The organism is Leptolyngbya sp. NK1-12, from assembly GCF_032598965.1.
Taxonomy (GTDB): Bacteria; Cyanobacteriota; Cyanobacteriia; order Elainellales; family Elainellaceae; genus Elainella.
This window is the reverse complement of record NZ_CP053586.1, coordinates 5,654,585-5,680,047: the sequence shown is the minus strand read 5'-3', so window position 1 is coordinate 5,680,047 and position 25,463 is coordinate 5,654,585. Positions and strand designations below refer to the sequence as shown.

At 51.9% G+C, this 25,463-nt stretch carries 22 protein-coding genes, 1 tRNA gene and 1 pseudogene; 9 read left to right on the top strand and 15 right to left on the bottom strand.

What is annotated here, in order from left to right; translation table 11 throughout:
* Nucleotides 1-132: 132 nt before the first annotated feature.
* Nucleotides 133-261: a hypothetical protein gene (locus tag HJG54_RS24200; RefSeq protein WP_316431787.1), complete on the bottom strand. Its 129-nt coding sequence runs from the start codon at nucleotides 259-261 to the stop codon at nucleotides 133-135.
* Here HJG54_RS24200 and ltaE point away from each other — a divergent pair.
* The 4 genes from ltaE (at nucleotide 260) to HJG54_RS24180 (ending at nucleotide 4,562) form a co-directional block, all read left to right on the top strand.
* A complete protein-coding gene (gene ltaE / locus HJG54_RS24195; RefSeq protein WP_316431786.1) occupies nucleotides 260-1,333 on the top strand; it encodes a low-specificity L-threonine aldolase in 1,074 nt (357 codons plus the stop codon). The genes HJG54_RS24200 and ltaE overlap by 2 nt on opposite strands.
* Before the next feature lie 572 nt (nucleotides 1,334-1,905).
* Entirely contained in the window at nucleotides 1,906-2,952 is a 1,047-nt protein-coding gene (locus tag HJG54_RS24190; protein WP_316431785.1) for an ATP-binding cassette domain-containing protein, read from the top strand.
* The gene (locus HJG54_RS24185; RefSeq protein WP_316431784.1) at nucleotides 2,949-3,728 is read left to right on the top strand and encodes an ABC transporter permease; all 780 of its coding nucleotides are present in this window, start codon (nucleotides 2,949-2,951) and stop codon (nucleotides 3,726-3,728) included. The genes HJG54_RS24190 and HJG54_RS24185 overlap by 4 nt, the downstream gene beginning before the upstream one ends.
* A gap of 348 nt (nucleotides 3,729-4,076) precedes the next feature.
* Complete coding sequence (locus HJG54_RS24180; RefSeq protein WP_316431783.1) at nucleotides 4,077-4,562, top strand: DUF411 domain-containing protein; 486 nt, start codon at nucleotides 4,077-4,079, stop codon at nucleotides 4,560-4,562.
* On the opposite strand, the pseudogene HJG54_RS35555 reads toward HJG54_RS24180, so the two are convergent.
* The 7 genes and pseudogenes from HJG54_RS35555 to HJG54_RS24140 form a co-directional block, all read right to left on the bottom strand.
* Nucleotides 4,559-6,051: pseudogene (locus HJG54_RS35555) on the bottom strand (SulP family inorganic anion transporter). The gene HJG54_RS24180 and the pseudogene HJG54_RS35555 overlap by 4 nt on opposite strands.
* Before the next feature lie 504 nt (nucleotides 6,052-6,555).
* Nucleotides 6,556-8,310 (bottom strand): Rieske (2Fe-2S) protein, encoded by a 1,755-nt coding sequence (locus tag HJG54_RS24165; protein WP_316431780.1) that lies wholly within the window; start codon nucleotides 8,308-8,310, stop codon nucleotides 6,556-6,558.
* A 93-nt stretch (nucleotides 8,311-8,403) separates the two neighbouring features.
* Nucleotides 8,404-8,559, bottom strand: a complete 156-nt coding sequence (locus HJG54_RS24160) for a hypothetical protein (RefSeq protein ID WP_316431779.1) — start codon at nucleotides 8,557-8,559, stop codon at nucleotides 8,404-8,406.
* Nucleotides 8,553-8,876, bottom strand: a complete 324-nt coding sequence (locus HJG54_RS24155; protein WP_316431778.1) for a hypothetical protein — start codon at nucleotides 8,874-8,876, stop codon at nucleotides 8,553-8,555. Before HJG54_RS24155 ends, HJG54_RS24160 begins: the two co-directional genes overlap by 7 nt.
* Nucleotides 8,873-9,379 (bottom strand): globin domain-containing protein, encoded by a 507-nt coding sequence (locus HJG54_RS24150; protein ID WP_316431777.1) that lies wholly within the window; start codon nucleotides 9,377-9,379, stop codon nucleotides 8,873-8,875. The genes HJG54_RS24155 and HJG54_RS24150 overlap by 4 nt, the downstream gene beginning before the upstream one ends.
* A gap of 579 nt (nucleotides 9,380-9,958) precedes the next feature.
* Nucleotides 9,959-10,606, bottom strand: a complete 648-nt coding sequence (locus HJG54_RS24145; protein WP_316431776.1) for a hypothetical protein — start codon at nucleotides 10,604-10,606, stop codon at nucleotides 9,959-9,961.
* 97 nt (nucleotides 10,607-10,703) lie between these two features.
* Nucleotides 10,704-12,707 carry a cation:proton antiporter gene (locus tag HJG54_RS24140; protein ID WP_316431775.1) on the bottom strand — a complete coding sequence of 668 codons (2,004 nt, stop codon included), beginning with the start codon at nucleotides 12,705-12,707 and terminating at the stop codon, nucleotides 10,704-10,706.
* A 77-nt stretch (nucleotides 12,708-12,784) separates the two neighbouring features.
* Here HJG54_RS24140 and HJG54_RS24135 point away from each other — a divergent pair, with 77 nt between their 5' ends.
* Entirely contained in the window at nucleotides 12,785-13,336 is a 552-nt protein-coding gene (locus tag HJG54_RS24135; RefSeq protein ID WP_316431774.1) for a dihydrofolate reductase family protein, read from the top strand.
* 587 nt (nucleotides 13,337-13,923) lie between these two features.
* A complete protein-coding gene (locus HJG54_RS24130) occupies nucleotides 13,924-14,355 on the top strand; it encodes a hypothetical protein (protein WP_316431773.1) in 432 nt (143 codons plus the stop codon).
* A 147-nt stretch (nucleotides 14,356-14,502) separates the two neighbouring features.
* Here the strand turns inward: HJG54_RS24130 and HJG54_RS24125 are convergent, their stop codons facing one another.
* The gene (locus HJG54_RS24125) at nucleotides 14,503-16,629 is read right to left on the bottom strand and encodes an ATP-binding protein (RefSeq protein WP_316431772.1); all 2,127 of its coding nucleotides are present in this window, start codon (nucleotides 16,627-16,629) and stop codon (nucleotides 14,503-14,505) included.
* Between the two features lie 197 nt (nucleotides 16,630-16,826).
* Between HJG54_RS24125 and HJG54_RS24120 the strand changes: the two genes are divergently transcribed.
* The gene (locus tag HJG54_RS24120; protein ID WP_316431771.1) at nucleotides 16,827-18,254 is read left to right on the top strand and encodes an FAD-binding domain-containing protein; all 1,428 of its coding nucleotides are present in this window, start codon (nucleotides 16,827-16,829) and stop codon (nucleotides 18,252-18,254) included.
* A 51-nt stretch (nucleotides 18,255-18,305) separates the two neighbouring features.
* On the opposite strand, the gene HJG54_RS24115 is transcribed toward HJG54_RS24120, so the two are convergent.
* Nucleotides 18,306-19,910, bottom strand: coding sequence for a gamma-glutamyltransferase family protein (locus tag HJG54_RS24115; protein ID WP_316431770.1), 1,605 nt, complete (start codon nucleotides 19,908-19,910; stop codon nucleotides 18,306-18,308).
* A 172-nt stretch (nucleotides 19,911-20,082) separates the two neighbouring features.
* Here HJG54_RS24115 and HJG54_RS24110 point away from each other — a divergent pair.
* Both HJG54_RS24110 and HJG54_RS24105 read left to right on the top strand, forming a co-directional pair.
* Nucleotides 20,083-20,156 (top strand) — tRNA-Pro (locus HJG54_RS24110).
* Nucleotides 20,157-20,252: 96 nt separating this feature from the next.
* Nucleotides 20,253-20,459, top strand: coding sequence for a hypothetical protein (locus HJG54_RS24105; protein ID WP_316431769.1), 207 nt, complete (start codon nucleotides 20,253-20,255; stop codon nucleotides 20,457-20,459).
* A gap of 671 nt (nucleotides 20,460-21,130) precedes the next feature.
* Here the strand turns inward: HJG54_RS24105 and HJG54_RS24100 are convergent.
* From HJG54_RS24100 to HJG54_RS24080, 5 genes are all read right to left on the bottom strand, one after another.
* Complete coding sequence (locus HJG54_RS24100; RefSeq protein WP_316431768.1) at nucleotides 21,131-21,790, bottom strand: DUF3611 family protein; 660 nt, start codon at nucleotides 21,788-21,790, stop codon at nucleotides 21,131-21,133.
* A gap of 101 nt (nucleotides 21,791-21,891) precedes the next feature.
* On the bottom strand, nucleotides 21,892-22,917 hold the full coding sequence (locus HJG54_RS24095) for an AI-2E family transporter (protein WP_316431767.1): 1,026 nt from the start codon (nucleotides 22,915-22,917) through the stop codon (nucleotides 21,892-21,894).
* A gap of 119 nt (nucleotides 22,918-23,036) precedes the next feature.
* Nucleotides 23,037-23,327 (bottom strand): WGxxGxxG family protein, encoded by a 291-nt coding sequence (locus HJG54_RS24090; RefSeq protein WP_316431766.1) that lies wholly within the window; start codon nucleotides 23,325-23,327, stop codon nucleotides 23,037-23,039.
* Between the two features lie 117 nt (nucleotides 23,328-23,444).
* Nucleotides 23,445-24,080: a hypothetical protein gene (locus tag HJG54_RS24085; RefSeq protein WP_316431765.1), complete on the bottom strand. Its 636-nt coding sequence runs from the start codon at nucleotides 24,078-24,080 to the stop codon at nucleotides 23,445-23,447.
* A gap of 352 nt (nucleotides 24,081-24,432) precedes the next feature.
* A complete protein-coding gene (locus HJG54_RS24080; protein ID WP_316431764.1) occupies nucleotides 24,433-25,389 on the bottom strand; it encodes a metallophosphoesterase in 957 nt (318 codons plus the stop codon).
* Between the last annotated feature and the right edge of the window lie 74 nt (nucleotides 25,390-25,463).

Genomic DNA, 25,463 nt, shown 5'->3' with positions numbered 1-25,463 from the left:
CTTTTAACTTTCCCTGTCACTTTTAAACTGACTTGCTAAAGTGCTAGTGTCCGGGTCCATACCAACCAGCGCACTTCAAAGTAAAAAGTAAAAGTAAAAGTAAAAAGTAATCGTTACCCAACTGCTACTGCCCTACTGCCCTTCCAAGGACAGAAAAATCAGGACTAGAAAAATCGGCAACACGCCCCACCCCTCCACCGTTCGGCTGAGCCGCTCACGGCGAAGCCCCTCCACCCCTCCACCCCTCCACCCCCATACCATGATCGACCTCCGCAGCGACACCGTCACCCAACCCACCCCAGAAATGCGAGCCGCAATGGCCAACGCCATAGTCGGCGATGATGTCCTCGGCGATGACCCCACCGTCCAACAACTCGAAGCCTACGTCGCCAATTTGCTCGGCAAAGAAGCCGCCGTCTACATGCCCTCCGGCACCATGACCAACCAAGTCGCGCTCCGACTCCACACCGAACCCGGCGACGAAGTGATTTTAGAATCCGAAGCCCACATCTACTACTACGAAGCCGGCGGCCCAGCCGCCCTGTCTGGCGTCATGTGTCGCTTAATCCCAGGCGATCACGGTATATTCAGCGCCACCCAACTCCAGCAAACCCTCCGCCCCGCCGACGTTCACTTTCCCGTCACCAAACTCGTTTGCCTCGAAAACACCCACAACCGCGGCGGTGGTCGCATCTTTCCCCTTGCTGAGATCAAAGCAATCCAACAAGTCTGCCGCCAGCACAACCTCCAACTGCACCTCGACGGTGCCCGCTTCTGGAACGCCTGCATCGCCACCGGCATCTCCGAAGCCGACTACGCCAAACCCTTCGATACCCTCAGCGTCTGCTTTTCCAAAGGATTAGGTGCGCCCGTCGGATCCGCCCTCGTCGGTTCAGCCACCCACATGCAGCGAGCCAGACGATTCCGCAAAATGTTGGGCGGCGGTATGCGACAAGCCGGAATCATTGCCGCCGGAGCACTCTACGCCCTGCAACACCAGCGCCAGCGCCTCCAAGACGACCACGCCAACGCCAAACGGCTCGCCCTTGGATTGCAACAAATCGACGGCATCCTCATCGATCCAGCCGATGTCCAAACCAACATTGTCGTATTCCACACTGCCGAAATTCCTGCCCCCGACCTAGCCGCCCACCTCCTCGAACAGGGCGTCGCCGTTTTCGCCGTCGGCAGTCACTCGATTCGCGCCGTCACCAATCTCATGGTCAATACTGCCCAAATCGACCAAGCACTCGAAATCATCGCTACCGCAATGGCCTCCCTCAAAAAAACCAGCCCGTCCACCCAGCCATCCGCATCGGTTAATTACGGCTGATCGTCTTTCTTAGAGGTGCAATCTTTTAGAGAAGCAAAACGTCTACACTCTTACACTAAGACTTACACTAAATCAAGCCATTCCGTTGAGCTTACCAGTAACCTCTCAAAATTTGTAAATCAAGATTGAGATCCCCCTAAATCCCCCTTGATAAGGGGGACTCCAATCCCTAATTGGTAGGTGCTGCGCACAGGCTTCGCCTCTTCCCCCTTATACAAGCGGGGCTAGGGGGGATCCTCGACTTGTGTATGCACCGTCGGTCAGGGTAGGAGGACCAGGAAAGAGCAGGACTGGAGCCGATTCTAGCCTCTTAAACCTCATTTACTAACCCGAGCGCTTTATAGTCAACACCCCCACCGCTCGGCTGATTTTTCTGGCCCCATGGGGGCAGTGCGCTCGCGTCGAAGCCCCTCACCCCCCACCCCTCACCCCTCACCGCTCGGCTGAGCGCTCGCGTCGAAGCCCCTCACCGAAACACTATTCACCATCTACTGCTCTCCTTAGTACAAACGGTCTCATTCTCCAACAACGCGCCTCAAAAAGCATCCCGATTTGTAGTATTTTGTAGTATCATGGGTGACAGCCCAGCCGGATCCAGGTTCGTGCTGTTGGAGGATGCAGATTCTAGCCAGGCACTAGAAGCTAAGGACGGGCAGAACAACATCAAACAGGCAGATTTTATGAGTGCGGCAACCATTCAGTCCCCAATCAGCGCAACCGCGCTGGTGGCCTACGATCTATGGAAACAATACGGCAGCAAGCCCGTTGTCCAAGGCGTCAGTTTGACCCTCAACCCCGGTGAAATCCTTGGTCTACTCGGACCCAATGGCGCTGGCAAAACCACAACCGTCGGCATGTTGTATGGATCTGTCGTCCCCAGTCGCGGTTTCGTCAAGCTCGGTGAAATTTCCGTTCAGGGCCGTGGTCCCATCGCCCGCGCCAAAATGGGCATCGTCACCCAAGAAGACAACCTCGACCCCGACTTTTCCGTCATCGAAAACCTGATCTACTTCGCCCATCACTACCGGATTGTCGGCAAAACCGCCCGCGTCCGCGCCGGAGAACTGTTGGCCCTCGTCAACCTCGAAGCCTACGCCCAAAACTCAATCGACGAACTATCCGGTGGCATGAAACGCCGCCTCGTCCTCGCCCGCGCCCTGATCAACCAGCCTCAGATCGTCTTCCTCGACGAGCCAACCACCGGCCTCGACCCCGACGCCCGCCAAGACTTCTGGAAACTCGTCACCTACATGCGCGAACAGGGCTGCGGCGTCCTGCTCACCACCCACTACATGGACGAAGCCCAACGCCTCTGCGACCGGCTAATGCTGCTGCAACAAGGCCAAGTGATCGACCAAGGCACACCAATTGAACTGATTCGACGCACCATCGGTCAAGAAGTCGCCGAAATTGAAGGCATTGACACCACCCATCTTCAAACCCTGACCAACCATACCTGGTGTCGCTCCTTCGGCAATGGCTACCTAGTGGCTCTGCCTCCCACCGAAACCGATGCCCTATACCAACAGCTCGAATCCCTGCGTCCCCAACGCCTGCTCCGTCGTCCAGCCAACCTCGAAGACGTATTTCTGCGCTTAACCGGAGACCGATTGCAATGAAGTTTTCACCCATCACCCTCTGGGGCATCTACACCGTTTGGCATCGCCATGCCAGAGTCTACCAACGCACCTGGCTGGTCAACTGCCTTCCGCCCCTCTCAGAACCCATCATCTACCTGGTTGCCTTTGGCTACGGGTTAACGCCACTGATCGGGGACGTAATGTACGGCGGCCAAGCCATTCCCTATCTCAAATTCATTGCCCCCGCCATGATGGCAATTGGCGTCCTGTTTCAGTCCTTTTTTGAAGGAGCCTACGCCAGCTTTATTCGCCTCAACTATCAGAAAACCTGGAGCGCCCTTCTAACCGGACCCCTGAGTTTCACGGAAGTCTTTCTAGGCGACTGGCTCTGGGCCACCACCAAAGGCATGATTGCCGGCACCCTCACCGGAGTAATAGCCCTGCTCTGGGGGCTGTACTCCGGCTGGAACCTACTCTTTGCCCTGCCGATTATGCTGCTCGGCAGTTTAGTATTTGGCGCAATGGGTCTATTAACCGCTGGCCTTGTCCAGCAAATCGACCAAATCAACGTTCCGATTTTCATGTTAATCGTGCCCATGTTCACTCTCTGTGGCACCTACTTTCCCCGCGAAACCTTACCGCCCGTTCTCGAACGCATCGCCGCCGTATTACCCCTCTCCTCCCTTACCGATTTACTCCGCTGGAATCTCGCCACACCCGACCTGTGGCCGCTCAAGCTAGCCTGGTTGATCGCACTCCTGCTGCTGTTTTCCGTGCTGGCCGCCCGCACCATCTATCCCAAGCTAATCAAATAGCGCTCAAGTTGTACAGACGTTTTGGCAGCAGAGGTCTCAATTTGGGGCACTACCAACATAGGCAGGGAAGTAATTCCGAGGGTAGCAACCGCCCTGCCAAGCAACAGAAACAGATAAAGCGTTCTTTGCATCATTGCATGAAGTTCCGTGAAATCAATCTAGTGTTCAGATTAAGGTAGGAACCCACGGCTGTCAGTCTGAAAAAGTCGGGCAAAAACCGTACAAGAGGTTGGATAAAGTCAGATCGCTAGAGCACCAATCAAGCTTCTGATCTTCAGCACAAACATGCACGCTAGGATCAAAGCACAGTCAATCCATCATCAAGTCAATCCATCATCAAACGAATTCATGATCAGAATCAAAAACCTAGTTCAGATTCTCATCCTTAGCTGGATCACCAGTTTGCTCACGCTAGCCACCCTGCTCTGGCCCATGCAAACCGCCGTGGCCGAGTCTGAACCCTCAGCCGTAGTCTACCGTGACCCCTCCTGTCACTGCTGTGGCCGTTGGATTGAGCACCTCGCCGCAGCCGGATTCCAGCCCCAGAGCATTGAGACAGACGATCTAGAAAGCCTGAAACAGCAATACGGCGTCCCCGACCAGCTCAGCTCCTGCCACACCGCCATTATCGATGGCTACGTCATCGAAGGCCATGTTCCCATCGCCGATATCCAGCGCCTCCTCGCCCAACGGCCCAACCTAGTCGGAATTACCGTTCCAGGGATGCCAATCGGCACACCCGGCATGGAATCCGGGGACCAGCGTGATTCCTTCACCGTCTTCTCATTCGATCAGCAAGGCAATCAAGCCGTATTCAATCAATATTCGTTTTAGGCTTCCTTCATCCGTCTCCCCGTCCCCTGCTTCAGATTCAGCAAGCTTGTAGGAATACCCGCCGCCGTCATCAAGCCATAACTTTGTGAGTCCAAACCAATCAGCGTCACCCGTTTATTCAACCGCTGATATTTTTCTACCACTTTAGCCGTAGCTTGAGCCGCGGCATAGTCCCAGACATGAGTATGGCTAAAGTCAATCGCAATCATATCGAGATCGCTTTGATAGTCAAAACTAGTGCTCAACTGGGCTGCCGAACCAAAAAACAACTGTCCAGCAACATGGTAGACTTTAGTTCCTTCGCGGTTAATCGACGCCATTAAAGAAATCTTTGCCGCTTGCCAGCCAAACATCAACACACTCAACACCACGCCGACCAACACCCCATACGCTAAGTTATGCGTCCAGATTGTCACCGCCACAGTAATCGGCATAATCAACGCCTCATTCAGAGGCGCTTTCCGTAACTCCTTCAACGATTGCCAATCGAACGTTTCAAACGCCACCATGATCATCACCCCCACCAAGGCCGCCATCGGGATCTGCTGTACTACATCCCGCAGAATATAGATCGAAAACAGCAGCCCCCCCCCGCCACACAGGTCGATAACCGGCGTCTCGCTCCAGAGCGCACGTTGATAATCGACTGCCCAACCATCCCACACCCAGCCATACCACCCAGAAAACCCGTGACGATATTAGCAATTCCCTGACCGCGCACCTCGCGATTCTTTGAGCTAGGCGAATCCGTCATCTCATCGATCAACGCCGCCGTCAGCAGCGACTCCAGCAAACCCACAATTGCCAACGTTACGGCATAGGGCAGAATAATCGCCAAAGTTTCAACCGAAAAACTCACCTGGGGCAGGTGCAGCGTCGGCAAATTGCGCGTAATTTCGCCAATATCACCCACCCGTCGCATCTCCAGCTTGGCTGCCATCGCCACCGCCGTCATCGCCACAATCGCCACCAGTGGTGCAGGAATCGCTTTCGTCAGACGCGGAAACAAATAGACAATCACCAGCGTAGCCGCCACCATCCCATAAGCCGGCCAAGATTCGCCCGGAAGCTGCTGGAGCTGCGCCACAAAAATCAAAATCCCCAACGCATTCACAAAACCAGCAATCACTGCTGGCGGAATAAAGCTAAAAAACCGATCCAACCGGCCAATCCCGATTAGCAACTGCAAAATCCCCGTCAAAATCGTAGCCGCAAACAGGTACTCCACCCCATGCTGCTGCACCAAGTTCACCATCAGCAATGCCATCGAGCCAGTCGCCGCCGAGATCATGGCAATCCGCCCTCCCGTAAAGGCAATGACCACCGCCATCGAGAAAGACGTGTAGAGCGCCACCATCGGACTAACACCCGCAATTGTCGCAAATGCTAAAGACTCGGGAATCAGCGCTAAAGCCACCGTCACCCCCGCCAAAATTTCAGTTCTCACGGTTGTTGGGCTAAATTTGCGAGTGATTTTCGAGTGCAGCAATCGCACCGGTTGCGTCTTCAGTTTCTTCAGTTTTGCGGCGTCAAACTGCATAACCCCCTTCCAGATGGAAAACACACGCTGAGCGAATATAAATTCTGTTAAAAAGTTAATTTCAGATATATATCTGAATATATGAGTATTTAGATTGAATACTAAAATGGAAAATTAGTGATACTAATAACACATAATATTCTCAAATTTAATACACATGATAATGTGAAGTTTCTCAAATCAGTCGTACCCGCACCACGGCAATTTCCGTTTGCCACAAACATAGACACAAATAGCAGACTGGAAGCGCTACAGCCAGCCCTACAGCCAACGTTGCTCAAACCCCAACGCCGCCATACCCTCAGGGCTATAAATTTAAAATTCAAAATTGATACGGCCTTTTTCAGGCTAATGAAGTACAAAAAATGGGATGCAAGGGCCGTGCTCCTGCGTGGGGCGAAGCTCCCACACCCCTCGTACCTTACCAGAGTGGAAAAAGCTAGATCAGATGATTCAGTCAGCAGCCTCAAACACCCGATCGCCCCGATGCAGCCGATCCGCCATTTGATACGTTTGCTCCTGCGAGCGCATCGTCGGAGTATGAGCAGCCAGATAGCGCGATGCCGCCACCAGCACATTGATCCCAGTAGCAGAGTTACCCAACTGGGAATATTGCCGAAACGCCGCTTCCACTTCCTGAATCACATGAAATTGTCGATCTTCGCGCAACAGCAGCTTGCCTAACAGAGCCAAAACTGCTTCTGGCTTGCCTCCACTGTAAAGATAGCAACCCACCAATTCCCCAACTCGCTCCACCTGCTGCTGGCGATCCAATAGCCCCGGCAATTCCTGTAACAGTTCCGCCGGATTATCCACAGTTTTGTCAGACTTGGGCAGGCGAGCCGCAGGCACATTCAAAAACCGATTCAGATACACACTCATCGCCGCATCAAACACACCACGTAACAGCTCCAGCGACGCCACTCGTTTCATGCTTTGATGCACTGCATGGGCAAAGGTAAAGGTATGGTGAGCACTATCCCAATCGCTGAAATCATTGTTCGTGCTAAATTGGGCAATCCGTAGAGCCGCAGCATAGGTCACGATTCCGGCCAACTCCACCTCAGAGCATCCCTGACGCAGCGCATCCAGGAGTGCCGCAGCAATCGCCGCAGCATCGTCTCCCAGCAAAACTGAAACCAGCGAGTCACGCCCATCCCACCGCCCCAGTTGACTGTGTCCTGCCGCTAACGCTGCTGGCAACGCGGCAAACGCCTGCTCCAAAATTGCCACCAGATCCACCGGATACCGCCACGATCGAGACTCTTCCATCCGCGAGGCTTGCGTATAGCCAGCCACCAAACTGGTTAGAACCAGCTCTGCATTTTGCCAGTCCGTCGCATCCAGGGCCTCTAACGCTTTATTCGTAAAGTCTAGCGAATGGCCCACATCCAGATAGCGATGGTCCGTCACAACTGTGAATAGCATCTGAGCCAGTTGGGTTGGGGAAGCCCCAGCCTGAATCGCAGACGCCAAACAGCGCTCGGCCCCGTCTGCATCCCTCACCTCCACAAACTGGCGAAACCAGGTTTGCAGCATCGGTAACTTCTCTAGATGGTTGGACTCCGGTAACGGTTGGATCGGAAACCGGGGCGGTTGATTGCTCGTATCGCGAGCCACTGCGGCTAAACCGTGATACATGGCCCGCGGTTTGTCTTCTGCCTCCAGATAGGGCAACAGGTTCATCATGCAGGTGTGAATCGTCAAACCGGTATCCCAGCCGCTCTGGCGATACCTCACCCCAAACTCTAATCCCATCCGAAAGGCTTCCGTGGCATAGTTTCCCTGACTCAACAGGGCAATCACCGATTTACCAATCACCAACGAAATGCCCTGCTCTAAACCATCTTGCAGCCGCTGCCGGTGATGGTCCAAGGAATTGGTGTGGGCCGCTAGATCAATCCACACTTCACCATCCTGGATCTGCACCGGAAAGGTCGGTAAATCATCAGCCCAGAGGTCAAACGTGCCCCCACTCATCAGATCAAAGCGGGCATAGTGCCAATCACAGGTGAGAATACAATCCTTCACCGTGCCCCGATGTAGCGGAAACCCCATGTGGGGACAGCGATTATCCACCGCATAGATGTGGTCATGCTCATGAATCAAGAGAACAGTATGGCCACCGATGGCCACCACTAAGCGCCCCGCCTTGCGCACCTGTTCTACTGAGGCAGCCCGAACATAGCCTTCTGTTGCCGTATGCATTTGCAGCCCCCAGTTTTCTCTCAAAAGAGTCTTTAATCAGAGTCTTTAATCAGCTTCAATCTTGCGGCTCAAATTGGCTCGTCCGGTAGGGGATCAAACGAGTGCATGTTCAGGGCCAAACAGCAGCTCAATGCCGTATCGAGCGGAGATTGCCATCACCTCTTCCATATTAGGTGATTCACCAGATGGGAGTTGACTGAGTTCTTCAAAATACTTCTCTAGCCCCGCCGGCATCAGCATAATCAGCATTTTGGCAGGTCTATCGCCAACAATGGCAAACGCATGCGGCATGTTGCGCGGCAAGTAAACGGTCGTCCCCGTATTTGCTGTAATTGTTTCCACCCCAATCCGAAACTCACACCCTCTAGAACATTAAACGTCTCATCTTCGTTGTGATGCAGGTGAAGCGGAATACTCATACCTGGGGGATTAAAGTTCTCAATCAGAGCATATAGGCCACCCGTATCCTCACCCGTCAGAATCACTCGCTGGCTATCGCCCAGTACATTGAGCCGTTGACCTTCGTTGCCCAACGTCAGCCTCGCCGCTTGAATGAATCTACTCATGATAGTCTCTCCGCCGCACTCAAGGGGTTCGTTTTTGCCAACTGCTGAGTCAGTTCTTGGTCTTCTTGTTGATAGATTGCCTTTTCTCGTTGAATAAAGAGGGTTGCTAGAGCCTCATACGCTTCGGCCCATGCCGCAATTACTTCATCTGTAGCAGCATCTTGCAACACATCTTTCATCGCTTGCAACAGTTTTTCGCCAATCAGCGGATATTGTTCAGGCAGGATGTGAGTGTCTACATGCCGATGGGCAATGGCATCTACTGCGGTCGCCAGCTCATCGAGGCGGTCAATGTGAGTAGCGTAAGCATAAACGGCGGCAGCTAGTTTGTGAGCCTGCCCACCTCCATCCAGATGCTGCATCCAGGTTGTTTCAAAACTGCGTTTATAGTCAGGTCGTTCTTCAAAGGTGATTTCATACATTCGCCGAGTAATCTCTTCACCTTTCTCTCTGATAATCGGTGCCGTTGCCTTAACGATTTCGATCGTTTTCTGACTGACCATTTCCAGAACCTTTCTGTTTCAATAATGATTATCAATCCCATTCACGTTTGAATTTACCTTCAAGATTGAACTCATTGAGTGAAGCAATACCTTCTGTCAGCAGTAGTTCAATCTGAAGCTTGTCAATTTCTTTAGCTTGTCAATTTCTTGAGCAATTTATGTGAAATTCATAGGCAATCTCAGCCAGAGATCCTGGCTCTAGGAGGCGTGGAGCTATGGAAATTGTGGAATACAGATACTCTCCCTTTGATTCCAGACTTCTTATTCTACTCGCCCTTTTGCTGAAACCAAGAAATGTTTCAAGTCTTTTAATGTTGATGTAAAACCCGAATGGATCGCAGTAGCTGCAGGCCAACTTAGCCGTCGAACAGTTCAAATTAGCAGCAGCCAGCTTGCTCTCAGAAACATTAGCGCTCAACTATCCACTAGATTCAACCTGCTATAGTACAACACAACGTTTATCTACCGCTTACAGCGTTTTTCACTCATGTGAGGTGTAGGAGGTGTGGGCGCTTCGCCGCCACGCAGGGGCGCTGGCACCTCGTTTTCATACTTCACTAGCCTGAAAAAGGCTGTAGCTCAACTAACTGCTTTCAAATGGTGTAGTCCCGCTGCTAAAAGTGGATAAGCTTGAGCAAGAGCCATGACATCTTCAAGATAGGTCCGCGGCGACAGTCGCCCCTTGATCTGCTCCGTGATATCGATCAGCTGCCAAGCTTCATTGATTAGTGATTCTCTCAGCTCACCCAACTCAGGAATATTCTGTCCAAAATGTAAATAAGCTGGCTTAAACCCAGCAAGTTTTGTCAAGCGCATGATTTCAAGCGTATCTGCGTCATCTGCAATTTGTTGATTAATACTTTGCGGTGTTCCTTGTTTGACAATCAACTGCGAAATAGATCTGGCCCATACATCCTCGATAGCTAGAGTTTTCCTGAGGTAATTGAAGCAATTTTCTGCGCTCGCCGACTCCCAAATATCCACACCGTTATCTTGCCGAGCAGAATCATGGAAGGCCACAGCATAGCGAATTGCAAATCGATCGACTTCAGCAAAAGGGGTGTACAGCGATGCCATCACTTCAGCCAACACAATACTTCGACAAATATGTAGTCTACCGTGAATTCTGGGATAATCAAATTCGTCCTCATGCCGTGCATAGATTGGCAAAATATCGTTTTGTAGCGCAGCAACGAACTGGTGCCACGGGTCAATTGTATTGGTCATTCGTCCTTCCTGACTTGACGTAAAGCTCCTACAGCTAACTGTCAAACTGTCAAACAGATAACAGTCAAAGATAACAGCCAAACCGTTACGACCTCAGCTAAAAAGTTTCTGCCTTCAACAGTTTTTCAAACGCATTATGTTCCTCAAGACTGCCCACCACCAACAGGCGATCGCCCGCTTCTAGCCTCAGATCTCCCGTAGGATAGCGATGCAGGTGTTTGTGACGTTCAACCGCCATGATCGTAGCTCCTGTCAAGCGGCGGATGTTGGCTTGGGCTAAGTTCAACCCCACCAAAGGCGAGTCAGAAGGCAGCCCATACCAGTGCCGTTGCAGCCCCTCGATTGCCGCTTCTAGATCGGTTGCGCCCCAATATTCAGCCCGTTCCGGCAAAATGTCTCGATAGCGGCCCGTGCGGTAGCGGTTCACCACCTGCTGGACCTCAAACGTGGCATCTCCCAGTTTCAACAGCATATGGGCACCCATCTCTAGAGCCGCTTCAAACTCTGGCTGCACTACTTCCTGAGCACCGAGCTGGTAGAGCACATCGATCTCCTGATTGCCATGCGCTCGCACGGTAATGTCCAGATCCGGAGCCAGACTGAGGGCGCGGTTGAGGGTGAGACGGGTAGCCATCGGGTCAGGCAGAGCAATGGCCATCGCCTTGGCTTGAGATAGACCGGCCTTTTCTAAAACCAGCCCACTGGAGGCATCGCCAAACAGGTAGGAAATGCCCCGGTCTCGCAGCGATTGCAGCACCGCTTCATTGTTATCAATCACCAAAATCTGATAGCCCTGAAAATACAGCATCCGCACCAAGGTTTGCCCGACTCTGCCATAGCCCGCAACCACCACATGCCCGCTCAGTTCCTCCTCCAGCCCAAACAGACGCGGCGCATGGTTTAACTGGAGGAGATTGTTGAACCAGCAAAACTGCTCCAACCCAGTCAGCAGATGGGGGGTTGCCCGCAGTAGAAAGGGGGTAATCAGCAACGTGGCCGCCGTTGTGCCCACAGTTAGCCCGTATAAACGAGGCGGAAACAGCCCTTGACTTTGCGCCACTCCCGCTAAGACAAAGGAAAACTCTCCGATTTGATTAATCCCCAGGCCAACAGTGAGCGCCGTCTTGAGCGAATAGCCAAACAACCTCACCACCCCCGTTGCAATCACCGCTTTACCAATCATCGTTACAGCCACCAGCCCAACCAACACCCAGCTATTCGCCAGCAAAAAGCCAGGGTCGATCAAAATGCCAATTGAGGCAAAAAACAGCGTCGCGAAGACATCCCGCATCGGCAGCATCCGGTCCAGCGCATGATCCGCATACTCCACATTAGAAATCATCAATCCGGCCACAAATGCGCCCATTTCGATCCCCAGACCCAACGCCGAAGTGAGCAGCGCAATCCCCAAGCAGAGCACCAGAATGCCCAACAGAAACAGTTCTTGGGAACCACTGCGGACCAGCAACTGCACCACGAGCGGAATCACCCATTTCCCGACCAGAATTGCTCCTCCCAGAAAGAGCAGGGCTTTCAGCAGCGCCATCAATAGGGCAATCCCGATGGCATTGTTGGGTTGGGTGAGAGCAGGCAGGATCGCCAGCATCAGGCCCACGCCCAAATCCTGCACAATCAAAATTGCCAGCATGATCTGACCGTGATTAGTTTGCACCTCGTTGCGTTCAATCAGGCTTTTCAACACCACGGCAGTGGAAGAGAGCGACAGAACTGCGCCCAGAAAAATAGCCTTCGGAATCGTAGCGACCCAGCCGGTTGCATAGGCTAAACCCGCTCCCAAGGCGATGGTGAGGAGAATCTGCAGCGAGCCACCTCCCAGAGCAATCCTCCGCATTCGCAGCAAGTCTTTGAGGGAGAACTCAATCCCCAGGGCAAACAGCAGCAGCGCTACTCCAATGTTGGCAAGAACCTGGATATCTCCTTCAAGCGTGATTAGCTTCAACCCCGTTGGGCCAATCAGCATTCCCCCCAAGAGATAGCCCAGCAGCACTGGTTGACCCAAACGACTGGCTAAGTATCCTCCAGCAGCGGCAGATCCCAACACAGTCACCATTTCTACAATCAGCGTTAACTCTCCAGCCATTTATTTTTGTTGAGGATTTGTTGAGGGTTTGTTGAGTATGGTTATTGAATTAGGTGTGTCGCATTAAAATCTTTCAAATGAAGACTCAATACTACACTGCCACTAGCTTAGACGGGTTCATTGCCGATGCAGAAAATTCTTTGGATTGGCTGTTTCAGTTTGGCGAACCCGAAAATGGCAGCTACTCGAATTTCATTCGCGAAGTTGGTGCCATAGCAATGGGTGCAACAACCTACGAATGGATTCTCAGCCATCCCAGCGATGATCATTCCAATCCGGTATGGACCTATGAGCAGCCCGCCTGGGTGTTTACCTCCCGAAGTCTACCGACCATTCCAGGCGCGGATATCAAATTTGTTAAAGGCGATGTCCGTCCGGTGCATCAAGAAATGAGTGCAGCAGCAGGTGGCAAAAACATTTGGCTGGTAGGTGGCGGGGACTTGGTTGGTCAATTTTATGATCACGGATTGCTGGATGAAATCATCGTTCAAATCACGTCAGTGACCCTGGGAAGTGGAGCACCTCTACTGCCGCGTCGAATTGTCACACCGCCATTAAAACTACTATCAGCGACAGTGTACGGCCATGCATTTGCAGAGCTGCGATATCAGGTTTTCCCTCCAGAGTAATAAGTAATTCAACTTAATTAAAACCAAGATCAGGGTGTTGTCTCCCGAAGGGCAGCGACAACGCCTCCTTTGGGTTTCATGTTTAATTATGTTGTTCTACTTAGATAGAAATATAGATAAGTCCCGCCAAAAATTCCCGTTGTTATATAACGATGATTTTTCGGCGTTGCTGAATAGAGATATGAATTGCCCCGTTCGGCTGAGCGTTCGACTGATTTTTCTGGCCCCATAGGGGCAGTGCTCACGCCGAAGTCTCACGTCGCTCGCGGAGCGCGTTCCACGAACGAAGCCCTAGCCCCCAATTCTGGGGGAACCGAACCTTTCAAAGTCCCCCAGTATATAGCCCTAACGGGCATCCCAGAAAAGGGAGCTATCAACGGTACAGCAACGCCATGATTCATACCCCAATTCAGCAACGCCGTTTTTCCTAAGAGACAGTTTTTCTCTCTGTAAGAGTATGTATTCAGAAACACTTCCACTGAGATGATTTTATGGTTTATTCTTTTGATAAAAATTGGAGGATTATGATGAAACATAGATTAAACAGAACTGTTGCAATTACTTTTGCAATTCCTGTTGCAAGTGTTGTGGGTACCGTAGGAGCAACATTAGCCTTACTAAGTAACTCGCTATTAGCCCAGGAGGCAGTAGCACCAGAAGATCTATATGTTGGCTTATGGCAGGGTGTGGATGAAGTAGATGGCGGTAATTCACTGCGTTCGATCCTGCCCGCCGAATCTGGGTTTAAGGTGGTGGGGCGGGACACCTGGCACGGGCCTTGCAAGTACGGCGATCCTGCTACTGTCCTGGCTCAGTTGAGTGTAGAGCAGGAGTCTCTAGTCGGGACCTGGAACCTAGATTGCCAGGTAGGGGAAACGGCTGAAACCGGCGATCGCTCATTCAAGGTTCGCTACACGTTTGATCCTGCCACCGAGACGTTAACAGAAACATTACTCGATCCTCAGACCGAAGAACCAATTGACCGTATCCCGATCGTTTTCTTTCGGGTTTCTCCATAAGTCTTCTTGAACTGTCCTGACAATTGCTGTTGGGGTCTAGTACAGCAGAAGAGCAGACACAAGCGATTGGATGATCTGCTTTGCCTAAACCCATCGAGGCCAAATTCAAAGAGATCCATTTTCATCAGGACTTACGCATAGAGGAGTTCATCCGCTGATCTGCTTTGAGTTGACCGGCAACGTAAACCAAAACAGCGTTCCTTGCTTGAGTTGACTCCTGACGCCGATCTGACCACCGTGAGCCTCAATAATTTGCTGGCAGAGGTACAGTCCCAACCCCAACCCCACCGATTTGGGTTTTGACTTGCCGCGAAAATAAGGGTCAAACAGCCGCTCGCACTGTTCTGGCTCAATCCCAACCCCATCGTCTGCGACGGTGCAGCGAATCCAGTCACCCTCTGGTTGGGCATCCAGCACAATCTTCAGCCCCGGTGGATTATGTTTGAGGGCATTGGCCAGCAGGTTTTGGTAGACTCGCGCCAATTGCAAGGGGTCCACCTCAACCAAGGGCAGATCTTCAGGAATCTGGTTTTCGAGCTGGGTGTGCTCGCGTTCCATCATGGGCAGCAGATCGGCAATTGCCGAAGTCACCAGCGGCCTCAGGGTTAGGGGTTTGGGATGCAGCGTAATCCCCCAAATTTCGGCGGCGTGGGTGTCGATTAGCGAATTGATCAGGTCTAACTGGCGCTGATTGCTTTCCTGCATCCGCTCTAGCACTTTGCGCGGCAGCGTGATCGTGTCACCGGGCTGGTTGCTGAGGTTATTCAACACCATTGAAGTGCCCAACACCGGGTTGCGCAAATCGTGGGAAACGGCGTGCAAAAACAAATTCAACTGCCGTCGCAGCTCGGCTTCTAGAGTTTCGAGCTGGTCGTTTTTCTGCTCTAGGCCACGCGAGTATTCCTGAATCTGCCGGTGCCATTGTTTGAGTTGCTGCCGCATGTGGTTGAAGGCGTACACCAGCACGCCCAACTCACCAGAGCGCTGAATCGTCACCGGACGGTCCCAGTCTCCCTGAGCGAGCGCATCTGCTGCCCGACTCAATTGGATGATTGGTTTAGTCAGCCAGCGACCCGCCCCAACCCCAAAGGCAATTGCTCCCAAGGATCCCACCAGGCAAAGCAAGGCCGTCGTCAAGGTATTGGCTCGGATTTGCGCCATGAAATCATCTTCCGGCACCGTGATCACCACCAGCCAATCGACCCCTCGGTATTCCTGGTTGCGAAACGGCTCGATGCGCACAAACTGTTGTTTCCCAGCCGAAGTGCGAAACTCCAACTGCTGCGGGCGACGTTGCAACCGATAGCTAATCTGGTCAAACCCACCAAATCGACGGCGGAGAAATTCAGCCGTCTCGCGGGTGAGGGGATCGGTACTCTCGCTGGCCCGAATGCTGCGCAGCTCACCGCCATCATGCTTGAATGGAGTTTCCTTCATTGACGTAGCCAACAGGTCACCATTCAGCTTCATGACAAAAACTTGGCCGGTCTTACCCACCTTGAGGCTGCCTAAAAACTTGTTGATGTTGAGTAGGCTGAGGGTGGCATCGGTGACACCCACTAGATTGCCCCTGCGGTCGTAAAGGGGTTGATCGGCTGAAATCACATAATCTTCTGTGCCAACTGTGGTGTAAGGACCAACCCAAATCAAACGACCTGCCTTCACAGCATCTTGGTACCAGGGACGACTGCGCGGATCGTAAGGCGTAACTTCGTCGATTGGCTTGGCATCTACCTCTCTGCCCCACTGGTTCAACTTCCAGGTACGCAGGGTTTCATCTTGCTGCCGGTTTAGCATGCTCAGGGTCAACTGGCCGTTCTGGGGGTCATAGCCCACATCCACATAGTTGCCCTGCTGGGTACCAATCGCCAGAAAAGAAATATCGTCTGGCTGCTGGCTGGGAGAAGGATTGCCCGGTTCGGTAGCTAAAAATTGATTATTAAACCGACTGAACTGATTCCACAGATACACCCGCAGTGCTTCAATATCCTGGACATCCAACAGGTCCTGCCGGACGAGATCAGCAGTAGCCTGGTTTGCCAACTGCGGCATTTTTAGATAGGTTTCCAGGGTTTGTTCAATCCGCTGCCCAATCTCGGACTCTAGCTCCATCGCCAGCGTTTTCACCGCGCTTTGCCCATTGCGAAACGAGAGAACCCCAATCAACCCGGCTATCAGCAAAATTTGCAGCACAAACGGGATGATCAGCACGGCCCGCAGTGGCAGCCTCGAAGAAAAGAAGGATAGAAAATGGCGGACAGGGGGCTTGGGCATAGTGGCGTTGAGCGGGCGCTGAAACACCGCTCTAATTTAGAATAGCGTCCCCACCTGCGAGTGACGCAGCCAAAGCATAAAGGTTCCAAGACAATGGTTCTAAGACAATGGCTTCTCCCTCTGGCGCAGCATCCCAACCCAGCCGAGTCGCTTTATCCTGAATAGAGTTTGCAATAAAGTTGTTCTCCGCCTGCCCCATGACTGATTTAATTTTGTTTTGGCATCGCCGTGATTTGCGCACAGTAGACAATATCGGTCTAGATGCCGCGCGTCAGCGTAGTTCCAAAGTAATCGGTGTGTTCTGCCTCGATCCCAACATCTTGCAGCGGGATGATGTGGCCCCGGCACGAGTTACCTATCTAATCGGCAGTTTAGCCAAACTCCAGGAAAGCTACGCCCATGCAGGCAGCCAGTTGCTGATTCTGCAAGGCCAGCCCATCGAGCGATTGCCCGCCCTAGCCAAAGCGCTTTCGGCCCAAGCCGTTTACCTGAACCGCGATGTCGAACCCTATGGCCGAGAACGCGACCGCACCGTTGCCGCCGCTCTGCGGGAAGCGGGGGTAGAAGTCCAGGCGTTTTGGGACCAGTTGCTGCACGCCCCAACGCAGGTAATGACCGGCTCCGGCCAGCCCTACACGGTCTACACCCCCTTCTGGCGCAACTGGAAAAGCCAGCCCAAAGCCGAGCCAGTAGTCGGCCTGACTCAAGCCAGCGGATTATCTGAGTCCGAAATTTCCACCGCCAAAGCCGAGACAATTGCCCTCCCCACCGCCAAGGATCTAGGTTTCCTCTGGGACACCGAACTGCCCCTCGCACCTGGTACCGCCGCCGCCCAGGAAAAACTAAACGCCTTTTGTAGCCGCGCCATTCAAGAGTATGGAGAGCAGCGCAACTTTCCGGCGATAGATGGCACCTCGCGCCTGAGTGCTGCCCTCAAATTTGGCACGATTGGCATCCGCACCGTTTGGGCCGCCACCGAAGCCGCCGCTGTCGAGAGCCGCAGTGACGAAACTCGCCAGAACATCCAAACCTGGCAGCAAGAGTTAGCCTGGCGCGAATTCTACCAGCACGCCATGTATTTCTTCCCAGAGCTGGCCGAAGGGTCGTACCGTGCCCAGTTCAAGCAGTTTCCCTGGGACAACAACGACGACTACTTTCAAGCCTGGTGTGAAGGCCGAACCGGCTACCCAATCGTCGATGCCGCAATGCGGCAAATGAATACCATCGGCTGGATGCACAACCGCTGCCGCATGATTGTTGCCAGTTTCCTCACCAAAGACCTGATTGTAGACGGTCGCCTGGGCGAAAAGTACTTCATGCAGCGCTTGATTGACGGAGATTTATCGGCCAATAACGGCGGCTGGCAATGGAGCACTTCCAGCGGCATGGACCCCAAACCCCTGCGCATCTTCAACCCCGCCAGTCAAGCCCAAAAGTTTGACCCCGATGGGGAATACATCCGCGAATGGCTGCCCGAACTGCGCAGCCTCGATACCGCAGACCTAGTCAGCGGCAAAATCTCCAGCTCCGACCGCGAACGCTGCGGCTACCCAGCCCCGATTGTGGACCACAAGCAGCAGCAGCAGCAGTTTAAGCAGCTTTATCAGCAGCAAAAGCAGACGTAGGGAGATGGGGGGGCGGCTCGTGAGCCTCGCCGAACGAGGGAGATGGGGGAGTTAGCCGGCTAGGGCGAGGCCGTCGGCTCTGGGTTCGGAAGCGGCGATCAGGGCGTTGTTGTGGCGGAGGATGATTTGGCCTTTGCCGAAGGTGCGGGGTTCGGCGGTGAGCTGGACGGTGTGGCCGCGTTCGATTAACTCCAACACCAGGGAGCGGGGGACGGTTTGCTCTAGCACAATGATGCAGTCGTCGGAGCCGAGCTTGACTTGCCAGCGGGGGGCGTCTAGGGCCGCTTGGGGATTGAGGCCATAGTCGGTGAGGTTGACAACAACCTGAACGTGACCCTGGGGCTGCATGTGACCACCCATGACACCAAACGGACCAAGGGGTCGATTGTCCTGGGTCAGGAATGCCGGAATAATCGTGTGGAAGGGGCGTTTGCGCGGTGCAATTTGATTGGGATGACCGGGTTGGAGGCTAAAGCCGAGGCCGCGATTTTGTAAGGCAATCCCCGTTTCGGGAATCAGGATGCCGCTGCCAAATCCTTCGTAGTTGGACTGGATAAACGACACCATCAGGTCTTGATCGGCAGTCGCCAGGTAGACCGTATCGCTGCTGGGAATGGACGCTGAGATAGGGCTGGCATGATCGCGGATGATTTGACGCTGTTGGGCAGCATAGGCTTTATCTAGTAGGGCAGCAGGGCTGGCCCGCATCCAGGCCGGGTCGGCGACCTGTTGATAGACATCGGCAAAGGCTAGCTTCATGGCCTCGATTTGCCAGTGAAAGCTTGTGGCCGATTCGCGCGGATAGCGAGCCAACTCCACCCCTTCCAGCAGATTTAACGCCATCAACGCGGCAATGCCCTGGCCGTTGGGCGGAATTTCCCATACCGTCAGGTCGCGGTAGGTGGTTGAAATCGGCCCAACCCAGTCCGCCTGGTGCTGGGATAAATCGGCTGGAGTGAATAGGCCGCCCGTATCGCTGGCAAAGGCGATCATTTTTTCGGCTAACTTGCCTCGGTAAAAGCTCTCTCCACCCGTGGCGGCAATCTCTCGCAGGGTGGCGGCATGGGCTGGGCTGGCCCAAATCTCTCCAGCTCTAGGGGCACGATCGGCGGCAAAAAACACTTGTTTGAATGGCTGAAACTCTCGACCCGTCAGGGGCACATACACTGATTCCACCGCCTGCCAAGCGCGAGCCGTCTCCGGCGAAACCGGAAATCCCTGCTCGGCGTAGCGAATTGCGGGCGCAAATAACTGTTCAAACGGCAACTTGCCCCACCGCTGCCACAGCGCACACCACGCTGAAACGGCTCCCGGCACGGTCACAGGTAGCCAACCCAAGGCCGGGATGGCCTGCAACTCGTTGAATTGCACCTGACCCAGCGCTTCAGCACTGCGCCCCGAAGCGTTTAGACCATGCAGTTGCCCGTCCCAAACCAGAGCAAACGCATCCGAGCCAATTCCATTCGAGGTCGGCTCCACCACCGTCAGGGTAATCGCCATGGCAATCGCCGCATCCACCGCATTCCCGCCCGCCCAAAACATTTCCATCCCGGCCAGGGTTGCCAAAGGCTGACTGGTAGCCGCCGCATATCGCTGCCCCATCACCACCCGACGGCCAGCAGAGTAGGGATAGGTTGTTAAGTTATCAAAACGCATGGCAAGAGTCAGGAATACGGCATCTGCTGATCGTAGAGGCAATGAGAAAGTTCGGTCAATTTGATCCAAATGTCCTTTGTGAGCTAAACTGGTAGAGCTTTAGTGCCATGCCTGCTCAACCAGGTGTGAAACTGATGGCTCAAACCCTATAATGGTTCAAACCATAAGAAATCGGGGCGTAGCGCAGCTTGGTAGCGCACTACTTTGGGGTAGTAGGGGTCGTGGGTTCAAATCCCGCCGCTCCGATTGAATGAGACCCGCTATATTAGCGGGTTTTAGCATTTTAAAAAGTTTGAAGCCGTCAGGAAATCACCGCACCAACTGCAACGTCAGGCTTGACTGATGGCAAAAACCAATATGGAACGCACTTTGGAAGCTCTGGTAGACTTTGCCGATATTCATCGTCAGAGCCTCACTCGCTTGAGCGAGAGCATCGAAGCACTAACGGTTCAAATGGGACACTTCTCAGAAAATCTGACGCGCAGCGAAATTCAGCTTGAGCGATTGGGTGAACGGGTAGAGCGGATCGCGGGCATTGTGGAACAGTAGGCAGAAACCGCCAAGCTTCAGGCCGAGAATATTAAGCAGCAAACTGATACCGCTAACCGCCTCACTCGTTTAGTAGAGCAGCTCATCTCCAGAAACTGATTGAGTTTGACAATTTGCTGTCTAGTTGACTATTTCACCACCTTGCACCATTATCGGTAAGCCCAATCAGGTAGGCGTTTGAGAATAATTTCAAACCCAAATTGCCCTGCAAGATCACCTCGACGTTGAATCAACTTCAGCAATTGGCACCAGACCACAGAGGGGAACAAGATGGACAACGCTAAATCACTTGCCTGTGCCCAGTCCAGTTGAGGTGGCAATAACCATGGGCCCATCCAATGCGCCAAGAGATAGGCAACTAAAGTCAAGACTAACCAACGGTAGACTCACAGGCAGGTCGATTGTCCAAAGCGATGTTTGATGGTCCTGAAAAAGCACTCAATCGCCCACCTTTTGCGTTCCAGACGAACCAGGTAGACTCCCACTGAGAGAACTGGCAGATTTGAGTTGAGTTTGCTGTGGCAAGGGATGACCTTCTTCCAAAAACAGACCGAATAGAGCGTTGAGACTGTTTTTTTGATAGACGCTAGGCATCAGACGAGGCTGTACACTAGCACCATAAGCTAATTTAAACGAGATCTGTAAGGACAATGAGATCTGTAAGGACAATGTTACCAGTTGAATACGCTCAGTGAAGCGGGATCTGAAGGACGATGCAGCCAGTTAAATACTCCCAGCGAAGTAATGACTCCCACAAAATGCGCTGTTATCCCCGTTGTGTTGGCAGCAGCTACGAAGACATCCAACGATCGAATGATTCGGTTTGGGTCATAAATGGCAACCCCTTGGGGCTGAGCAATCGATTTTGCCAGCAGCACCGCAAGCGTCGTTCCCGTTCCCAGAATCGCCAATAGTATTCCTATCAGTCCCGTAACAACTGCAAGCCGCAGTACCTGCATCACCTTCGCTCGATGAGGGTAAATCGCAGGGTCAGGATGACGAAGGCGCTTGGAGAAACGAATCAGGCGAAAAGCAAGATAGATCCCGAACAGCAATACCCCAACCGCACACACTGCCCAAAAAATGCCAATACCCAAGCCAGGCGTTGTTGCTTCAGTCACTGGAGTTGGAATCGCAGTTCCAGGAATTCCAGGTGGAGCGACGATCGCTTGATTAAATGTTCGTCCAGAAATCGCCAATATCAGTAATACACTGGAGGCAGCAGCAAGCGCAGTTTGAACCACAAAGCTTGACCATCCAGTGATTCGTAGAATCGTCGCAATTCGCTCAAGATGATTACTGGGGGATTTTATTTCCAGGTTAGTTTGCATCGTTTGTATATCTACCTTAATTAAATTAGCTTCTCCACACATCACACTATCGAACTATGAACTTAGCTACGTCTGCCTAATGTCGGAAATTAGCGGCACTTCTATTCGCTTTTCCAGTGGTCTAGAATGTCATGCACAACCGCTTCTTCTAACCAGGTTTGAGCAATCACTAGAGTTGGTAATCCTAGCAATAAGCCTAAAGGACCAAAGAAGATTCCGAAAGCGGTTAATAAAGCTAATGTTGTGGCTGGGAGCAAATCAACCTGATGCCGCATGACGATTGGTGTCACAAAATTTCCTTCTACTTGTTGAATGATGAAGTACAGAAGAAGAACAACTCCAGCCTTCCAGGGTGTATCCAGCAACGCCAATAGGATTGGGGGGATGGCACTGACGATCGCACCGATATAAGGAATAAAAGCAAATAATCCAGCCAGTAGGCCATTGACAACGGGAAGCGGAACTTTCAGAATCAGTAACCCGATCGTGGAAGTAATGCCAACAAAAACCATGCTTAACGCGATGCCTGCGACGTAATGCACCAACTTTACTTCGCATCTAGACAAAATTTCATCAGCACGCTGACGATAAAAGGCAGGAAAAATATGGATTAATCCCTGTCGATATCGCTGTGGGTTTGCAAGCAGCATAATCGACAATACAAATACAAACAATGCATTTAGGATGAGGGTCAGTGAATCTGATATAAAAGCGTAAACATTTGTGATGATCCAGCTGGCAGCAGTCTGTAATTGCTGGGTAAAGATGGACAAACTCGGAAGATTTGCCAGCATCCCATCTAGAATGCTGGATTGAAATTCATAACTCCAGTACTGAAGCTGGCTAATTGAGAGCTGAATTAAACTTAGAAGCTGGTCGAACTGATTGATGAATCGGACGAGTATCAATGCGATCAGGATGCTAGATAGAGCAAGAATAATGCCAATCGACAACAAGATTGCATAGCCCCGCTTGACGTGGGACTGCCTGAACCGTCTTACTAAACGGTTTAGTATTGTGGCAACCACCACTGCGGCAAGAAAGAGGAATACAACCATGCGGATTTGCCACAGGATGTAGAGAGAGGCAATGATTGCGAATAAGCCTAGCCACCGTGTCAGTGTCAAAGCTCCACCTCCTGTAAAAAATGCGGGAATGTTAAGATGCGGAAGCTGTTTGCCCTCACAGTCCTTCCGCGTTTCCTCTCCCCGCTTTCCTCGAACTCAGTTTCCTCAACAGCCGTTCGTTAGTATCGCGTTGAATTGGGATCTCGATAGGTAGGTGCTTCTTCCCGACGAATGGTTGTATCTTGATGGCTTCTGCCTCCTAACCCTGCCAAACCAAATAAGCCAATCAAGCCAAATAGACCCAGCCAGCCCCAGTCAAAGCCATCATTTTCATATGCACCTTCACGCTCAATGACTGGAGCTGTATTCGTTGTAGCCTGTACTTGAGTTGGCAATGACAAAGGGGCAATAGCGGCGGTGCATGCTACAACACCTGCACTGATCAACTTCAACATGTTTGAGCTTTTCATCTTGGTTCTCCTTAAGAAACGAGCTTGATTATTGAGTCAACTACTGAAAGAATTCAATTTGAAGAAATCCACTGCTTCTACAGCAATCACTTTTTGTTCACGGCAAATATCTAGAAACTAGTTCAGAAAAACTTGCCCATCCTGTTGAATCCGCAAAACTCCCTGATTTGCGTCAAGCGGACTTGCATCTTCATCTAACTGAACCGCCAGCAAACCGGGCTCTGAAGTAGAAATAGGAACTACCTCTACAAAACCGTCATCTTGACGAACAAAAGTGATTGTGGCAGGGGCTGAAATGCCTTGTAAAATGACTTCTTGCCCTCCTTCGAGATAGCGGCGTTGCGTCTGACCAACAACTTCAAAGGTAACTAAAGCATTCGTTCTATTTGTTAGTCTTACGTCAAAAGAGTTGTTTGATAAAGCGACCGTTGCGACAGGTTCCGCCCGATTCTCAGGCAGTGGTGGCTGTAGGGGAGTTGGTCCTGCTTCCAATGGAATTGTGCGGTTGGGAAGTGCTGCGGGAGTTTGTGCTTCGCTCGGAGTCAATCCCTGAGTAGCCGCGTTCGGTGGGCAACCCTGGGGAGAAATACGTGTGCTGTTGAACGGCTCCTCGTAGTAAATCCCGGGGCAAGGATTTAAGGGAGAAGCAACTGCTTTGGGCAGAGCAATCAATGCGGCAAGGCTAGCCAAAGTACTTCCTGCAATCGTTCCTGCAACTACAATGTTCTTCATACTCATGCGATTCTGCAACATAGTTATACTCCTTTAAATTCAACAATTGATCCGCAAAGATGATTCACAAAAACGAAGTAACCAAACGTAGGAATAGATTAAAGACATAAATTGAACCAATCGATTCAGCAGGGCGCTAACCAATCAGCCCAGACATATCTGTGGATTGGAGCTGAAATGGATATCCAATTTTCGTGCCAAAAGGTTTGATCGATTGAATATTATGAATTTGTGAAAACTTCTTTTACAGCCTGATATTTGCAATTTGGCTAGATGCTTAGTATTAGAATAAAAGACAAGTGTGGAATTCATCTCTGTCCATCGATTGAGATTCATTGAATATAGAAGCTTGATCACTGAATAAGCTTTAGATTTATGTTTTAGGTTGCAGGGTGAATACGGTTAACTCTGGTGGACAGTTGAAACGAATCGGCAGATGGCTAAACCCAATTCCACGATTAACGTAGAGACGATTGTCTGCATTGCCATAACCTGGAATCCAACCAGATACGCGCACAATATCTCCTCTGATTTGGGAGAGCCATGACCAGCTCGGCTTATCCTCTACCAGAGTCATCCATGACCACTGCGGCAGAAACGGAATCCGAATCTGTCCGCCATGGGTATGCCCTGCAACTGCGATCGGGGCTGTGCCAGGAGGAAGTTCCGCAAAGGATGCGGGATTGTGCATCAGGACAAAGCGAGTTGCACTGTCAGGAACTTGGGCGATTGCCTGTTGCGGCTGAGACTGTTTTGGAAGGTAGGCTCCAATACCAACTAAATAGAGACTTTCATGTTCAGAAGCTTGACCCGCGTTCGGAAGGACAATCGCCTCATTTTGCAATACTTGAATACCGATCGCCTCTAGTGCCTGCTGAATTTGAGCGGCTCGCTGTTTGCCTGCTGCGCTGGCTTCGGTCAGGGTCTTCGCCCCATAGTCATGATTGCCCAGAACCGCATAAGTGGGAATTTGAGCAGCAATCAGGGGGCGCACAAGCTGAATAACCCGATCGAGTTCCGGTGTTAAATTGTCACTAGGCTTGTATACAAAATCACCCGCAATTAAAGCCGCCGCCGGATGCTCCGCAATGATTTGATTGATCGCCTCTGCCACCGTTCTGGTGTTTGCCATCCACATGCCAATCTGAAAATCTGCAACGACCGCAATTTTCTTTCCTTGCCAGGACTGCGGCAACGAAGGGATTTCGGCAGTGACCCCTTCTCGGTCGAGGTAGTAGGGTTCTATCACACTCCAGATTAATAGTGCGAGTAGGAAGGCTGCCACACCGAACAGAAGATACTTTATTCGTCGCCACAAGTACTTAATCATCGGTCGATCGCTTACTTCTTCTATTTCATCAGTCTTAAATACAGCGTTTTTCACTCATGTGGGGTATGGGGCGT

Excerpts from the sequence above, each read along its gene's own strand:
- ltaE (WP_316431786.1), top strand. The coding sequence starts at position 260 with ATGATCGACCTCCGCAGCGACACCGTCACCCAACCCACCCCAGAAATG.
- HJG54_RS24200 (WP_316431787.1), bottom strand. The coding sequence starts at position 261 with ATGGTATGGGGGTGGAGGGGTGGAGGGGTGGAGGGGCTTCGCCGTGAG.
- HJG54_RS24190 (WP_316431785.1), top strand. The coding sequence starts at position 1,906 with ATGGGTGACAGCCCAGCCGGATCCAGGTTCGTGCTGTTGGAGGATGCA.
- HJG54_RS24185 (WP_316431784.1), top strand. The coding sequence starts at position 2,949 with ATGAAGTTTTCACCCATCACCCTCTGGGGCATCTACACCGTTTGGCAT.
- HJG54_RS24180 (WP_316431783.1), top strand. The coding sequence starts at position 4,077 with ATGATCAGAATCAAAAACCTAGTTCAGATTCTCATCCTTAGCTGGATC.
- HJG54_RS24165 (WP_316431780.1), bottom strand. The coding sequence starts at position 8,310 with ATGCATACGGCAACAGAAGGCTATGTTCGGGCTGCCTCAGTAGAACAG.
- HJG54_RS24160 (WP_316431779.1), bottom strand. The coding sequence starts at position 8,559 with ATGCTGATTATGCTGATGCCGGCGGGGCTAGAGAAGTATTTTGAAGAA.
- HJG54_RS24155 (WP_316431778.1), bottom strand. The coding sequence starts at position 8,876 with ATGAGTAGATTCATTCAAGCGGCGAGGCTGACGTTGGGCAACGAAGGT.
- HJG54_RS24150 (WP_316431777.1), bottom strand. The coding sequence starts at position 9,379 with ATGGTCAGTCAGAAAACGATCGAAATCGTTAAGGCAACGGCACCGATT.
- HJG54_RS24145 (WP_316431776.1), bottom strand. The coding sequence starts at position 10,606 with ATGACCAATACAATTGACCCGTGGCACCAGTTCGTTGCTGCGCTACAA.
- HJG54_RS24140 (WP_316431775.1), bottom strand. The coding sequence starts at position 12,707 with ATGGCTGGAGAGTTAACGCTGATTGTAGAAATGGTGACTGTGTTGGGA.
- HJG54_RS24135 (WP_316431774.1), top strand. The coding sequence starts at position 12,785 with ATGAAGACTCAATACTACACTGCCACTAGCTTAGACGGGTTCATTGCC.
- HJG54_RS24125 (WP_316431772.1), bottom strand. The coding sequence starts at position 16,629 with ATGCCCAAGCCCCCTGTCCGCCATTTTCTATCCTTCTTTTCTTCGAGG.
- HJG54_RS24120 (WP_316431771.1), top strand. The coding sequence starts at position 16,827 with ATGACTGATTTAATTTTGTTTTGGCATCGCCGTGATTTGCGCACAGTA.
- HJG54_RS24115 (WP_316431770.1), bottom strand. The coding sequence starts at position 19,910 with ATGCGTTTTGATAACTTAACAACCTATCCCTACTCTGCTGGCCGTCGG.
- HJG54_RS24105 (WP_316431769.1), top strand. The coding sequence starts at position 20,253 with ATGGCAAAAACCAATATGGAACGCACTTTGGAAGCTCTGGTAGACTTT.
- HJG54_RS24100 (WP_316431768.1), bottom strand. The coding sequence starts at position 21,790 with ATGCAAACTAACCTGGAAATAAAATCCCCCAGTAATCATCTTGAGCGA.
- HJG54_RS24090 (WP_316431766.1), bottom strand. The coding sequence starts at position 23,327 with ATGAAAAGCTCAAACATGTTGAAGTTGATCAGTGCAGGTGTTGTAGCA.
- HJG54_RS24085 (WP_316431765.1), bottom strand. The coding sequence starts at position 24,080 with ATGTTGCAGAATCGCATGAGTATGAAGAACATTGTAGTTGCAGGAACG.
- HJG54_RS24080 (WP_316431764.1), bottom strand. The coding sequence starts at position 25,389 with ATGATTAAGTACTTGTGGCGACGAATAAAGTATCTTCTGTTCGGTGTG.